General features: G+C 33.6%; 14 protein-coding genes and 1 tRNA gene. All 15 read left to right on the plus strand.

What is annotated here, in order from left to right:
* Positions 1-303 precede the first annotated feature (303 nt).
* Positions 304-2,100 (plus strand): transglycosylase domain-containing protein, encoded by a 1,797-nt coding sequence (locus tag DWV68_RS12575; RefSeq protein ID WP_118057689.1) that lies wholly within the window; start codon positions 304-306, stop codon positions 2,098-2,100.
* Positions 2,101-2,424: 324 nt separating this feature from the next.
* Entirely contained in the window at positions 2,425-3,093 is a 669-nt protein-coding gene (locus DWV68_RS12580; RefSeq protein ID WP_118057690.1) for a hypothetical protein, read from the plus strand.
* A 535-nt stretch (positions 3,094-3,628) separates the two neighbouring features.
* Positions 3,629-3,946, plus strand: coding sequence for a hypothetical protein (locus tag DWV68_RS14585; RefSeq protein WP_197420864.1), 318 nt, complete (start codon positions 3,629-3,631; stop codon positions 3,944-3,946).
* Positions 3,943-5,094 (plus strand): DUF2779 domain-containing protein, encoded by a 1,152-nt coding sequence (locus DWV68_RS12585; RefSeq protein ID WP_197420865.1) that lies wholly within the window; start codon positions 3,943-3,945, stop codon positions 5,092-5,094. The genes DWV68_RS14585 and DWV68_RS12585 overlap by 4 nt, the downstream gene beginning before the upstream one ends.
* Positions 5,084-5,986 carry a hypothetical protein gene (locus DWV68_RS12590; RefSeq protein WP_118057691.1) on the plus strand — a complete coding sequence of 301 codons (903 nt, stop codon included), beginning with the start codon at positions 5,084-5,086 and terminating at the stop codon, positions 5,984-5,986. Before DWV68_RS12585 ends, DWV68_RS12590 begins: the two co-directional genes overlap by 11 nt.
* Positions 5,987-6,120: 134 nt before the next feature.
* A complete protein-coding gene (locus DWV68_RS12595; RefSeq protein ID WP_118057692.1) occupies positions 6,121-6,327 on the plus strand; it encodes a hypothetical protein in 207 nt (68 codons plus the stop codon).
* 833 nt (positions 6,328-7,160) lie between these two features.
* A complete protein-coding gene (locus DWV68_RS12600; RefSeq protein WP_118057693.1) occupies positions 7,161-9,029 on the plus strand; it encodes an AAA family ATPase in 1,869 nt (622 codons plus the stop codon).
* Between the two features lie 31 nt (positions 9,030-9,060).
* A complete protein-coding gene (locus DWV68_RS12605) occupies positions 9,061-9,378 on the plus strand; it encodes a helix-turn-helix transcriptional regulator (protein ID WP_055274060.1) in 318 nt (105 codons plus the stop codon).
* An 82-nt stretch (positions 9,379-9,460) separates the two neighbouring features.
* Complete coding sequence (locus DWV68_RS12610; protein ID WP_118057694.1) at positions 9,461-10,123, plus strand: hypothetical protein; 663 nt, start codon at positions 9,461-9,463, stop codon at positions 10,121-10,123.
* Positions 10,124-10,223: 100 nt separating this feature from the next.
* Positions 10,224-10,296, plus strand: a tRNA-Thr gene (locus DWV68_RS12615).
* 484 nt (positions 10,297-10,780) lie between these two features.
* Positions 10,781-11,494 (plus strand): metallophosphoesterase family protein, encoded by a 714-nt coding sequence (locus tag DWV68_RS12620; RefSeq protein ID WP_118057695.1) that lies wholly within the window; start codon positions 10,781-10,783, stop codon positions 11,492-11,494.
* Positions 11,495-11,524: 30 nt separating this feature from the next.
* Entirely contained in the window at positions 11,525-12,187 is a 663-nt protein-coding gene (locus tag DWV68_RS12625) for a hypothetical protein (protein WP_118057696.1), read from the plus strand.
* 118 nt (positions 12,188-12,305) lie between these two features.
* Positions 12,306-12,584, plus strand: coding sequence for a helix-turn-helix domain-containing protein (locus DWV68_RS12630; RefSeq protein WP_118057697.1), 279 nt, complete (start codon positions 12,306-12,308; stop codon positions 12,582-12,584).
* A gap of 20 nt (positions 12,585-12,604) precedes the next feature.
* Positions 12,605-13,171, plus strand: coding sequence for a hypothetical protein (locus DWV68_RS12635; protein ID WP_118057698.1), 567 nt, complete (start codon positions 12,605-12,607; stop codon positions 13,169-13,171).
* Between the two features lie 668 nt (positions 13,172-13,839).
* Positions 13,840-14,556, plus strand: coding sequence for an HAD family hydrolase (locus DWV68_RS12640; RefSeq protein WP_118665956.1), 717 nt, complete (start codon positions 13,840-13,842; stop codon positions 14,554-14,556).
* The last annotated feature ends 50 nt before the right edge of the window (positions 14,557-14,606 follow it).

Below are 14,606 nucleotides of genomic sequence, written 5' to 3' on the forward strand. Positions count from 1 at the left end.
GTGAAGATAAGGAAATGACGGATAGAAATACGGCAATAAGCGTATTAAAAGGAATAGTTGAAAAAAAATCAGAAGAGAATGGTGCACAGGATAGAAACGGAAGACACATATGCCATGTTGTTTAAGTTGCATTATATATTTGATGAAGTTCATTCGCTATATATAAAAGAAAAAGACGCTAGAATTCAGTTAGTAAAGCAAAATGTTGCTGAGACAGAATTATTAGATGAATTCACAAATAGACAGAATATATATTGTTGTTAATGTTAGCAGAGATTTAGTATTGTTGGGGGAAGTAAATGAATGATTAAAGAGGTACAGGTATTTAATAATAATTCAATATATGTATATTTTTTATCATGTATAGTGATTTTTAGTTATCAGCATTTTTCAAAAAAGCAAAAAATCTCATTAATATATGCAACTACAATTGCAATGGAAATCATTTCTCAATATAGTTGTAAGATGACTGCTGTTATGCTACTTATGTCAATGTTTATATTGGAGGAATATTTGTCTGATGATAAAGTTAAATGTGAACTCCTTAGTAATCTTTGGTACAAGATAATAGATTTTGTATATCAAATTTTGTTTATTGATGCTGGAATATGGATTATAATTAATATTATAGTATCGGGAAATTGGTTAAAAGATTATTTGATTGAAAAAGGGATAACTATAAGTTTATTTTATGGAGTTAATATATGTATTTTATTAATTACCATTCATAAGTTAAATACATTAAAATTTGGAATGTGTGATTTTAAAACTATAAAAGGTTATTTTGATAAATTTGATGGGAAGAAAATAGAGTGGGAAAATTATGAATTACAGCAAAGATTTGAGATTATGGTTGAGCTGGAGGATAAATCTTTTTTTGAAAGAAAGAAATCTTATAATTGGTTTTCAATAGAGTTTATTGATTACAAAATTAAGGCGTATAGAGCCAATAGGGAGATGATGAAGAGATATAAGGTGAAAAAATCAGTGATTCAAATGCTGAAATATATTTGGACATTAATAAAAGAAATGAGATTCTTTAGATATATAATAGGTAAAATAAGAAGAAAAATAGAGGAAAACACATGGACTATTAAAGATTTTTTTGGGCGATTAAAAAGCAAAATTCGTGGGTGCTCTACTTTGGAAATGCAATTAATTCGTAATATAGGTATAGAAAAAGGGTATAGTAAATGTGTTATTCGGAGAAAGATTTTTGAATTTATATATACATATCTTTTTTTTAATGGACTAAAAGACTATTATGAAAATACTCGGAATAATAAACGCAGGGAATTTAAAAAGTTTATTTTATATGTATATTTACATTCAATTAAATTGAATATTTATGGAAATGAATTTAAGGCTATAAATAAACTGTTTGAACAGGAAAAGGTTGAAGAGTGGGATATAGATGAATTCTATGTTGCAATTCTTTCTCTTACAGGTGCTCCAGTTACACCAAAAAGAATGGTTTTATATCCTTATACCATTACTCATACTGGAATTAATTTAAATAGAGCGATAGCTTGGCGAAATATGATTAGGGATGGACGTATTACAGAAATACAAAAAGAAAAGTTTGATGATGATATTGTAGAAAAGGTCTTTTATGTTATAAATGGAAAGATTATACCTTATATAGAAGGGGGGATATTTTATGGTCCCAATGATGGAAAAGATGATTGGCCTAGTTATGGGAAAAATAATTGTTGGAGCTTTGCAAGAACTGTATATTGGCATATTTGGTGGGAAAAATTTAGTAATAAAGCAGGAACGGATGATGATATGTTAAACAAATGTCATTCTTTGGAGGAACGAACTATAACACCAGAACATTGTAAAAGGTACTTGGGGATGGCTGAATCTGGTGCTGTCATTAGAATAAGTGATGAAATAAAAGGAAGTGATAGAATGGGTAAATATAAGCATTCTCAGATTTTGTTGGATCATGATAAAAATGGTATTACTATTTATCAAAGTAATGATAAAAATACAAGTATAGAATATTATACGTGGGATGAGTATGCTGAGAAATATAAGAAATATAAGTATTTCAAATATATAAAATGGCCAGTACAGGCTCTCGTAAGAGAGTAGAAACAAAAGTGAATCACGATAATTAAGAAACCTTAAGTGCAATACCTAGTTCTATGTCAGAATTTGATATAAAATGAAAGTTTATTTTTGTTAAGAAAAATGAAGAAAGCAAAAGACTGGAATACTATACAAAATTATACAGTATTTATCAAATTTTGAAGGGAAAATATATATGATTAAGGTATTATTTATCTGCCACGGCATGATAATATCTTGGTGTTTGAAACTTTGATTTTATATGGTTTTGCGAAAGTTGAAACCAAGGTTTACAACTTTATGAGTGAGTCACGATATAATAAAATATAAAATGAGGAGGATTGGAAAATGGAAGTACGAAAAATATCTAATACAAAGAATATAATATGCTTGGTTATAGGATGTGGTATGTTATTTATATGTGTCATATCAATACTGGTTGGCATTTTCTTTGAAAAACGTAAGTGGTTAAGTCAAAGTAGTGATTTGTTTTTTTTGTTGCTAGGTGTAATAGGTATTTTATTAATATTAACAGGCATTGTGAATATTGTAAGCAATATTGAAACAAATAAGTATTTAAAAAATACACCATATAGTCTAGATTATCAAAAGGAAATTTCAACATATACAATAATTGGGAAAGATAAGAAAAAACCTAAAAATGGAGCTTTGAAATTTTATAAGTATAGTGAGTGGAAAGATTATATTGAGAAAACGTTTAAGGATATTATAGATGATGAAGATGCTTATCGTTATATGATTAGGAGACTCAGGAACAAAGAGAGTTATAAAGAATTGATTATTTCAGCAGTGATTCCGATAGAAGTGGGAATGTTTAGCACGTTTTATTCTGCTGGAAATAATGTTTCTGAATTTGGTACAAGTATTTCTATATTAATATCTGCAATTATTTTAAGTATTATTGTGACAGTCAATTATCTGGAGTGCAAAGAGGAGATTGGATTTATTTCGGATTTTAATGAAATAATATTTCCTTCAAAAATACATAGAAAATAAAGCACTTATTATGAAAGGACCTTAATTACGAACAAACGAACCCGCTGGGGAATGTTAAGAAAGCATAGATGTTGTGAATGACTTGATATTCTTTGACGGGTTTGTTATTTAATTATGGGCTTTGGCCTGTTGAGTGCATCTTCATTTCTCACAACGGAGAAATGGAGATGGGCGAAACAATAAACCACCTGCTATTGATATGATATGCCCCCTGTCAAGTAGACAGGTGCAATATCTAAAAATGAGTACAGATTATACCTACATTTCGATTGAAGTGTAGAGTAAACTCGCATAGATGATTTCCGGAGTTGCGATTTCATCGCACAAGAATATTCACTTTCGGGTGAAATTTTCACCTTGCAGTGGAGGGCACAGCAATATGAAAGTAAAAATTGAAAATATATCTGATAATGTGGCAAATGATATTCTTGTATAAAATGCTAATATGAAGATTAAAAGTAAGGCATAAGAGATGAAGAATTATTTTTCAAAGTCGAAATATTGCAGGTTGTGGCAATGTCCAAAGATGCTGTGGATGGATAAATATAAGCCGGAAGAGAATGCAGATGATGCCACAGATGACTCCAGAATGGAAGTGGGAATAGAAGTTGGAAAACTGGCCAGAGAATTATTTGGAGAGTCGGTGGATGTAACAGAAACTACAAATAATCAGTTAGATTTACCTGCAATGATAGAACGGACACAAGTAGAAATAGAACATGAGACATCGGTTATATGTGAAGCCTCATTCTCTTATCAAGGGTGCTATTGTGCGGTAGATATTTTGAAAAGAGAATATAATGGATGGGCAATTTATGAAGTAAAAAGTTCAACGGTAAATAAAAAAATATGAAAGCGGTATACGTGGCGGATGTTGCTTATCAGAAATATGTGCTGGAACATTGTGGGGTGCGGATTACAGGAACATACATCGTTTCCATCAATAACAATTATATATATGATGGCGAATTGGATTTAAAAGGACTGTTCCAGATTACAGATGTGTTCGGATTCGTGAAAAATGCGATTGGTGAGGTAGAGAATAATTTATTAAAAGAAGATACATTGTTGGAATCAGAGGCTGAGCCGGATCAGGAACTGGGATTATATTGTAAAGTCCCATATGGATGTCCATACTGGGACTATTGTAAAAAAAATTTGCCAAGACCGTCTGTATTTGACTTGTACAGAATGCCGTTAAAAAAGAAATTAGAATATTACAGGGAAGGAATTTCTGATTATAAGCAATTAAAAGCCTGTGGAAAGCTTAAGAATGAAAAGCAATTAAGGCAGATTGAATTTGCATTAGAAGACAAGGGGACATATGTAAATATTGATGGAATCCGGGAATTTTTAAGTACATTATCTTATCCGTTGTATTTTCTGGATTTTGAGACAATGCAACCAGTGATACCATTGTTCCTGGGAACAAAGCCATATCAGCAAATACCATTCCAGTATTCTTTGCATTATATAGAGTCGGCAGGTGCACCGTTATTACATAAAGAATTCCTTGCAGAATCAGGAGAAAATCCATTGCGGGCAATTGCGGAAGCTTTGTGCAGGGATATTCCGATGAATGTATGCGTAACGGCATACAATAAGTCGTTTGAGTGCAGCAGAATCAAGGAACTGGCAGTAATGTTCACGGATTTAGCTGAGCATTTATTAAATATCAGAGATAATATCAAAGATTTACTGGATCCATTTCAGGCAGGCCATTATTATAACCGGGCGATGGGAGGATCATTTTCAATTAAAAGTGTCCTGCCAGCGATATTCCCGAATGATCCGAAATTGAATTATCATAATCTAGAAGGTGTGCATAATGGTTCGGAGGCAATGACGATATTTCCGAGGATAAAAGATATGCCTGCGGAGGAGCAGAAAAAGGCAAGGCATAATTTGCTGAAGTACTGTGAGCTGGATACCTATGCGATGGTGAAAGTGTGGGGAGAGCTTGTGAGAATTGTGGAAGGAGATACGGAAGATGGAGATTGAAAAGGAAGTTGCTGAATTTGTGGATACAATTAAAAAAGATCCGTTTAAATATTATTTTCAGAACAAAGAGAATGAAAGGGTAAAATGGGAAGAAGATAAAGTTTATGTTGATGCCTTATATCAAGGATATTTGGATGCTTGTAGAACATTTAAATGGGAAAAAGATGGTAAGGATAACAAAGAATATATCCGTGAAATATTTGAAGAAAAAGAAATAGTAGGAGATATGAAGAATTATCTTAGGGCGGATAAGCTAGAAAGTTTTGATGAAATTCATAAAAAAATATGTGTTAATTTAATTGAGAAATGTAAAGAAAGGACAAATATGACATATGGTCAAGCACAAAAAATTATAAATATGGCGTTTAAGTATTTGTATTGTTGTAAACATGATTCAGAAATGGAAGAAAGATTTAAAGCTTGCCATATGCCGTTAGATAGTTTTAGCTTGGAATGGTTCAAAAGAAAGTTTAAGGAGAAATTTTTTTCAAATCCTGATAGTTATTCTGAAAATAATAGGGAGTTACCGGAAAATTTATTTACAAAAAAAGGTGAAAAAAAACTGAAAGCGGAGTCAATAGGTTCGTGGAGTTCTATGCAAACATGGGAAGAGGATTGTAAAAAACAAGAATATCCATACGAATTTTATGCTCATGTTATAAAGCAATATTGTAAGGAGAATTCAATTACACCATTACAATTGGATTTTATTGTTTGGTCTAAAATGCAGAAAATTATGGCTGCAGAGTCATTTATAAAGACTTTTAAAGACGATGATGAAGAGAATAAAGAAGTTATAAATTCAGAAGAACTAGAGCCATATGATATACTTAACTTGAAAACGACGTTAGAAAATAGATTGAGTGAAATCAGACCTTTAATATGCAAATGATTTACTAATAGAATATACAAAGTAAAAAACAGTGTTTCGGCACTGTTTTTATATGCTCAGAAGAAATGAACTATTTTTGCCCCATGCAATCATATATCCTAATTATTTATCAAGCACAGATAGGAGTGAAAAAGTTGAAAATATCCATTTATTCAAGAAAATCAATAGAAAAATTATTGAAAATAGATTTCCGTAAAAATGCAGCAGTAATCAGTTTCTATGGCTCACTGGGTAAATTTCGAGATGAGGAATACAAACCAGTAGACTATTCGACAAAAACAAACTGTGTATGGCTGGATGATATACGACCGGCTTCGGAAGGATATGTATACAGTAACTAATTTCCCAACAATATGTTGTAAGATGATTTGTGTACCCATTAAATGGGTAAAAAACAGTAAATGTACAAAATGTGGCGCAGATTATTTGAGTTGTAAGTGCGTCAAATTTATTGATGAGGATGTATCGGAACATCATATAGAATATGAACAGATAGGGATGACTTGGACAAATCGAGTGTGTGCGTAGTATCCGAAAGGAGAAATCTCCTTCAATTAATAATAGTTCTTAGTGGTAGAAATTTCCCGTTTACTACTAACAGGTAGTAGCAACTTGCAGGGTTCTACTCCAATTTGCTACAATCTGTAATTTCAGAGCATTTCATCATAACCCCGGAAAGCCTTGCAAAACAGGGCATTCCGGGGCAAAACAAGGAGAAACAAAACAATGATAAAAATACTATTTGTGTGTCACGGCAGATTATGTCGTTTCTTCTAGAAAGCCAGTAATAGCAAGGGCTTGCGGGTATGCGAGGTTAAAAAATAACACAAAAATAACACTCTTGCGGGGATGGGGGAGGCTTATTAGAAGCTAAAACTGTAGGGGTGGACATGGAACTTGAAGACAAGGAAAATGGGGATGTGATAGAGGGAGAGGATCAGCTGGGCTGGTCCTTTTTCAGTGGAGTTAAACTTGTCTGAGTAATATGCTACAAACAAGTTTGTGGGCTGAAAAAACCAAAATAAAAGTGCCGAAAAATACAAGACGCAAAACATTAAGCAAACGCAATAATTAAACGCAAAATATCGAATTGATTTGACTTTTTGCGTTTTACTGAGGTATAATTTGCGTAAGATGAGGAATAATATTGCGAATGACAGGAGCTGATATATATATGAAAACTTGTAAAGAAAAGGCTTTAGAGTGGAATGTTTCGCCACGTTCCGTAAATGATATGTGCAAAAAAGGAAGAATACAGGGTGCAATAAAAGAAAAAGGATCTTGGTTAATTCCAGACGACTCTCCAAAGCCAATGGATGGAAGAGTGTCTAATGGAAAATACATCAAGAAAAATATGGTTGCGAAAGCAGAAGTTAAATCATTACCAATCGGCATCTCTGACTATGTTCGTGCGCAGGAAGAATATTACTATGTCGACAAGACGTTATTAATCAAAGAATTCTTGGATCAAAAGCCATTGGTATCTTTGTTTACGAGACCAAGGAGATTCGGAAAGACCTTGAATATGGATATGCTCAGAGTGTTCTTTGAAATATCAGATAAGAATACTAGTAAGTATTTTGCCGATAAAAATATTTGGCAATGTGGAGAAGAGTATCGTTCACATCAAGGAAAATATCCAGTCATATTCTTAACTTTTAAGGATGTTAAATTTGATACTTGGGACGCAACAATAGATAAAATAAGGGGACTACTTCAAGAAGAGTATGGAAGACATCAAGAGCTACTAAATAGTGATAAGCTCTCACAATATGAGAAGGAGTATTTTACAAAGATTATTAGTGCTACAGCTAATGAAGTGGAGCTTACTTCTTCGCTAGAAAGACTATCTAAAATGCTTGCTTCACATTATGATAAGGCTCCAGTAATCATTATTGATGAATATGATACTCCGATTCAAGAGGGATACTCTAAGGATTTCTACGATGAAATTATTGGATTCATGAGAAATTTCTTTTCAGGAGCATTTAAGGATAATAAGAATTTATCCTATGGTTTCCTAACAGGAATTTTGCGTATTGCTCAGGAAAGTATCTTTAGTGGTCTAAATAATTTAACAGTGAACTCCGTAATGGATGAAGAATACGATAGCTTTTTTGGATTTACAGAATCTGAAGTGAAAGCAATGCTCAGTTACTATGGAGTATCAGATAAAGAGGAGGAACTTAAAGACTGGTACGATGGATATTTGTTTGGCAGCGAAGAAATATATAATCCATGGTCTGTAATCAACTATATTTCCAAGGGATGCCTTCCTCAAGCATATTGGGTAAATACAGGAAAAAATGAAATCCTTGATGATGTACTAAGAGTGGCTACAGATGATATTACAGAAAGATTATATGACCTTTTGCAAGGAGAAAGAGTAGTTGCAAGAATTGATCAAAATGTGGTGTATAGATCGATTGCGGAGGATCCAGCAAATATTTATAGCTTATTGTTGGTTGCTGGCTATTTGAAAACTCCTAAAAAGGAACTGCAAGCAGATGGTTCATATTTATGTGAAGTATCAATTCCAAATAGAGAGATTGCAGCTGTATATAAGAGTGAAATCTTGTCACATTTCTTGCAAACTGGAGCAATTACAAGGACTACAGCAAATAAGATTGCAGAAAGTCTTTATGCCAATGATTACAAGAAGTTGCAGAGCGCTATTGGGGAATATATGGATAAATCAATTAGCTTCTTCGATGGTGGAGCTGAAGGATTTTATCATGGTTTGATGCTAGGATTAATAGCATTAATGGATAATCAGTATAAGATTAAATCGAACCGAGAATCTGGAGATGGCAGATTTGATGTTTCTTTAATTCCAAGAGAAAAAAGGTATCCTGGTATTATTTTGGAATTAAAGTGGAAAGAAAAATTAAGCGATGTTGAGCTTGAAAAATGGTCTAATGAAGCATTAAAGCAAATTGGTGAGTTGCGATACGATTCTGAAATGAAAGAGGATGGAATTACGGAAATCTTGAAGTTTGGAATTGCTTTTTCGGGGAAGAAAGTATGTGTAAGAACTGAGTAGAACAAGAATTTAGTGCAAAGGAGGCGATAGTATGTTTCCAACAATTAATAAAAAAGAAACAGGTGTTAATCTTCGAAGAATTATGGATATGAGAGGAGTAAAACCAAAAGATATTCAAGAATATTTAGGGTTTGGATGTGTGCAGAGTGTTTATCGATGGTTGGATGGCGTTAGTATGCCAACAGTCGATAATCTGTATGCAATTAGCAAAATGCTTCAAGTTCCTATGGATTCAATTGTTTGCGGAAATGCTGGAAGAACAAAAAGTCAAATGGATGCATGTCTTACGGATCAGGAGAGAAGAGTTTATACCTACTATAAGAAAATGAGAGAATTAAATGCAGCATAATTTTTGAACTACAAGTTCAATGACATTACATGAATCCTCCCTTAGAATTATATTAAGAGATAGTTTTAAGGGAGGATTTTTTATGAGCGAAAAGATGTTAGTAACACAGGCTCTTGACGAAAGAGACCTACTAGTAAAGAAGATATCAGATAAAATTGACAAAGCAAGTTTTGTGGATACCATAAAGCCAAATGAGGATAAAGTATATTCAAAGCGCATTGGCAAGGATGAATATGCGAAAGAAGCGGAGTCGTCATATCAGCAGATTGTTGATTTGATTGAACGATTCCAGAAAATTGACGCAGCTATTGTTGCATCCAATGCTGAAACAGAAATCACAACATCATATGGAAAATTCACAGTTGCTGGAGCTATTTCGCTTCGAAGCAGACTTCGTGGACTAGGAACATACGATGGAGAAGCTGATTTTGAAGGAATCCTTAAGTCTAAAATGCAGGATGAGTATAACGAGCGTGTGCGCACATGTGATCTTAAGAACAGTCAGCTTCAGAATACTGCTGAGAGCATGCGCCTTAGCATTCTCGGAAAAGACAGTAAAACAAAAGACGATAAGCCCCTTGGAGTCGTGGATGCATATGTGAAGGAAAACACAACAGAACTTGTGGATCCGCTTGATATCAAGAAAAAGATAGAGAGCCTGGAGGAAAAGAACAATACACTTTTAAAGGAATTAGATACTCAGATTAAAGTGTCTAATGCGACTACTTTGATTGAAATAGCATAAAGTATTTGCCTGCATTGCGAAAATCCTAAATCTGGCTTCCCGTAACAGGGTTACGTTACAAGATAAGTATACCAATTCAGCGAAAATTGGGTTACCAATATACAAAGTAGCGCAATGGGTAGCGCACATGATTTGTAATCGTGAAGTTGTAGGTTCGAATCCTATCTTTGAAAACATTGGTTTAACAGCGATGACTGATAATCATCTCCAATTTTAACGGTTTTGTGTCTTATTTGAACATTTAATTGTGAATTGTAAACTTTTAAATGATTGAATTGTTTTAGGTAAAATAAAAACATTGATTTAGGCATAGAGATATGCTGAAATCCATGAAGATGGTTAAAGTGTTAAGCCAGTTGACTGAGGAATATCCACATGGCTGCAATGTGGGCAAATATTTAATGGTGGAGTCATGGCGTAAGCTATGGCTCCATTTTAAGTTAGGGATGATTTAGGGAGGAATTAAGAAATGGCAAGAGAAATCAGTAGAATAGAGCCAATGATTGATGAATTCAGGAAATTATAGGAAAAATATCTGGATTTAAGATTTGGACAGTTGGTTTGTAACATTGTGCTAGAAAATCAATTGTTCTATGTGGAGGATGACATTATGCTAGAGAGAATTCAAGATTGGGAGAAGAATAGAAGGTGAAAGCTATGATTTACATAACAGGAGATACTCATGGTGATATGAACCGCATAGTTCGATCCTGTGAAAGAATGGAGACTTCCCAAGAAGATATCATGATTATATTAGGTGATGTGGGCCTAAATTATAATGGAGATTCCAGGGACAGAAGGAACAAAGAAAAAGTAGCAAATCTACCGATTACGTTATTCTGTATTCATGGAAATCATGAGCGAAGACCAACAACTATTGTAGAATACAAGCTGCAGGAGTGGAATGGCGGAAAAGTATGGGTTGAAGAAGCATATCCAAATATTCTCTTTGCAAAGGATGGAGAAATATATGATATAGCGGGCATGAAAACAATTGTAATTGGTGGGGCATATAGTGTTGATAAATTTTATAGGTTAAGCAAAGGCTACAATTGGTTTGAAGATGAGCAACCGTCAGATGAGATAAAAGCGTATGTAGAAAAGCAACTTAGTAATAATGACTGGAATGTTGATGTGGTCCTATCACATACTGTTCCGTATGATTATCGACCGGTGGATTTGTTTCTTTCAATGATTGATCAGAGTACAGTGGATGAATCAACAGAGCTGTGGCTCGGAGAGATTGAAAAGAAGCTGGATTACAAATGGTGGTATGCTGGGCATTATCATACATCAAGGGTAAGAGATAAGGTTCAGATAATGTTTGAGGATATAGAGGAGTTTCTACATAGAAAACTAGATTATCAATAAGCATTGAAAAATAGAAAGTGATGGATTGGAATGAGAAGAAGCAAAAGCTATGAAGTAAGAGATCCAATAAATATATGGAATAAATATGATTTTGCTATGTCAGGTCTCGGAAAGAAAAGCAAAATCTTGGCAAAAATAAAACATTTTTTTAAATGCGTAAAGTGGAGTAAACAGCGTATTACAAGGGGCTATTGTGATTGTGATGTTTGGGAGATGTTTTCTTTTCTTCAGACGCTTATTCCGGATATGCTGCAAACACTGAAAGATACAAGAACGGGTTCACCAGGATATTTGGGAGAAAACTATACCAATGAAAATGGAATTCTTGTAAATGATACCTGCCATGAGGAGTGGAATTGCATTCTAGACAAAATGATATTTTTATGGCGAGAAGCGGAGAAAGATACATGCTCACAAAAGAATCCATTTGATGAAGCGCATTCCAAAGCAATGGATGAATTTACGGAACGATTTGGATTATTTGGAAATGAACTTCAAACCGAGAAAGAATTAGAGGAAAATAGAAAGCGCGGTGGCGGAGGAACAATTCATTTTATGGATGAGTTGCCTGAGTATAAAGAGATTTCCGATAAATATCGCGAAGAAGAAAATCGTTTGGAAGAATATAGAAGAAAGTGTAAGGATGAAGCTATAGATATGCTTAAACAATATTTCTATGACCTGTGGGATTGAGTTATTAGTAAATCTTAAACCAAAAGTTTAATGCAATTAGTAATAGAATCCGTTATACTAATCATCTACAGGTAAACTTGTGATTCGGGATGGAAGAAAATTACGGAGGTACAAAGAGATGGAACCAATGTATTTGCAGGTCCTACAAAAAGAAACAGGAAGACAGATTAAGAAACTGCTCGTGGAAAATGGTTATACCGTGAAAGACGTGCAGAATGCTATGGGATTTGAAAATCCACAAGCAGTCTACAAATGGATTTCAGGTAGATCATTACCGAGCTTAGACAATTTTGTAATCTTAAGCAGATTACTGCACACCAGCATAGAAGATATCCTCGTCATTGACGGGGATATTGTTCGTTTATGGGGATTTTCCGTTAAACTGTTAGTACAATGACAAACTTAGCGGAAGGCTTTATGCTGATATCAGAACAGGAGAAATCAGGAAAAGTAGAGAGGAGAAAAGATACGCAAACAATGACATCAGCATATGCAAATAAAATGCTTAAGAGTTTGGAAGAGGATAAGGCTTTCTGGCTGAACAAGGAGGAAGAGGCCTGCACATATGTTGCGGCAATTAATGAGGAGCCAGTTGTTCCTGATTATGATTATGTCGAGGTCGCAACAACAATTGCTGCGCTAGATGAGAAGATTGCTATTATAAAGCATGAACTTAATGTAACTAATGCAAACGCAAAGGTTCTAGTAGGTGATGTAACAATGAGTATAGATAGCATTCTTATTAAGATGGCACAGCTGAATAGAAGAAAAACGGTATTAGACGTAATGCGTAAACGATTGCCTAAATCCAGAGAAGAACAACGTTCTTATATGTCACGTAATTCGGTTCCTGAGTATAGATACATTAATTACGATTTGGAACTAGTTAAAAACGAGTATGAACTTGTGTCTAAGTCGATTATGGAAATGCAAATGGCACTTGATAAATATAATCAAACGGTACAGTTTGAAGTAGACATCTAAATGAAATATCCGTACAAGGCTTCATGAGATTGATAGTTGATCCAGGAGGTTCGTGTTCATTGTTAAGGTATATTTGTTATTCGTTATTTGTTATCAGTTTTTGTTTAACGTGAATAACATCAGAAAGCATGATTTCTTGACAGTTGCGTTGTAGAAAACCTGCAGGAAACTGCGTGTGGAGGTTCGGTTCTAAACACAAAACTGTGGAAAGTCTTTGGATTTTCCACAGTTATTTTTATGTGAAGTTGATAGAACCCATACTAGTAATATTGGATAAGTGACCAGTCACAATATTTATGCTAGTTCAAACTGAATTAGAAGAATAGTAGGGGTGGATTGCATTAGCTAAATAAATATGTTTACAGCAGGGGCGGCTGTGCTAGGCTGTTCTACCGAAGGCTCTGATTGAGAGGGATTATCTATAATCGGGGCCTTTTCTTTTGCCTTCAAGCACAGTTGCGGGTCATGCTGTCAACATATAGAAAACTGTTCGCCAAACAGAATAAAAATTAATTGAAATTATTCGCGGTTAGGAATACACTAAGAGTGATATAGTGTCGCATTTATTATGGAGGATGTGGAAATACAAATACGGACTATAAGAATATGCATAGTGTAGTATAAGAAAAAGTGTTACTTGAGAATTAATTGAATAAGGAGCATTTATTATGATTTATTTCGATTTAGATAATACGTTGATTGATTACAATTCTTCAGAGAGAAAAGCGATAGAGTTCATATTTAAAGAAAAATATGGACTGGTATTAAATAATAATCAAACAGATTATTGGAGTAAGATTTCTAGAAAGTATTTTGATTATTATTTATCAAAACAGATAACTTTCGAAGAGCAAGGAAAAAATCGATTTATTAAAATGTTAAGTTATTGTGGGTATGTGGAAAATGAAAAGATTGCAATGGAATTGTTTGAAGAGTATCAAAAACAATTAGAAAATAGTTGGATTTTATTTGATGATGTGGTTGATATGCTACATTCATTGGAAGGATATCGACTAGGTATCATAAGTAATGGGAAATCTATACAGCAAAGAGCAAAGTTGAGTTGTACGAACATTGAAAAATATTTTGAAATAATTCTTATTTCAGAAGAAACAGGATTTGCAAAACCTTCGGTTGATATTTTTTATGAGGCGGTCAAACAGTCAGGCGAGAAAATTGATTCAGTTATATATGTTGATGATAATATAAAAACAGATATTTTGCCATGTGAAAAAATTGGAATGAAATGTGTACTTGTGGATAGAAATAGTATATGTGAGAAAAATATATGTAAAATTAAGAATTTATATGAAATACATAATGTATTACTCAACGACATTGGGCAGTATAATACTGAACTTTCTATAAGAAGTTCTGCTCAATAAAAAACAAGAACTAAAAACATCTAAATATTACTATCTCAAACTTCCCATAC

This window comes from Roseburia sp. AF12-17LB, from assembly GCF_003479605.1.
Lineage (GTDB): Bacteria > Bacillota > Clostridia > Lachnospirales > Lachnospiraceae > Roseburia_C > Roseburia_C amylophila.

Coding starts and splice junctions, on each gene's coding strand:
- DWV68_RS12610 (WP_118057694.1), top strand. CDS start 9,461: ATGAGCGAAAAGATGTTAGTAACACAGGCTCTTGACGAAAGAGACCTA.
- DWV68_RS12580 (WP_118057690.1), top strand. CDS start 2,425: ATGGAAGTACGAAAAATATCTAATACAAAGAATATAATATGCTTGGTT.
- DWV68_RS14585 (WP_197420864.1), top strand. CDS start 3,629: ATGGATAAATATAAGCCGGAAGAGAATGCAGATGATGCCACAGATGAC.
- DWV68_RS12630 (WP_118057697.1), top strand. CDS start 12,306: ATGGAACCAATGTATTTGCAGGTCCTACAAAAAGAAACAGGAAGACAG.
- DWV68_RS12625 (WP_118057696.1), top strand. CDS start 11,525: ATGAGAAGAAGCAAAAGCTATGAAGTAAGAGATCCAATAAATATATGG.
- DWV68_RS12575 (WP_118057689.1), top strand. CDS start 304: ATGATTAAAGAGGTACAGGTATTTAATAATAATTCAATATATGTATAT.
- DWV68_RS12605 (WP_055274060.1), top strand. CDS start 9,061: ATGTTTCCAACAATTAATAAAAAAGAAACAGGTGTTAATCTTCGAAGA.
- DWV68_RS12635 (WP_118057698.1), top strand. CDS start 12,605: ATGCTGATATCAGAACAGGAGAAATCAGGAAAAGTAGAGAGGAGAAAA.
- DWV68_RS12620 (WP_118057695.1), top strand. CDS start 10,781: ATGATTTACATAACAGGAGATACTCATGGTGATATGAACCGCATAGTT.
- DWV68_RS12585 (WP_197420865.1), top strand. CDS start 3,943: ATGAAAGCGGTATACGTGGCGGATGTTGCTTATCAGAAATATGTGCTG.
- DWV68_RS12640 (WP_118665956.1), top strand. CDS start 13,840: ATGATTTATTTCGATTTAGATAATACGTTGATTGATTACAATTCTTCA.
- DWV68_RS12590 (WP_118057691.1), top strand. CDS start 5,084: ATGGAGATTGAAAAGGAAGTTGCTGAATTTGTGGATACAATTAAAAAA.
- DWV68_RS12600 (WP_118057693.1), top strand. CDS start 7,161: ATGAAAACTTGTAAAGAAAAGGCTTTAGAGTGGAATGTTTCGCCACGT.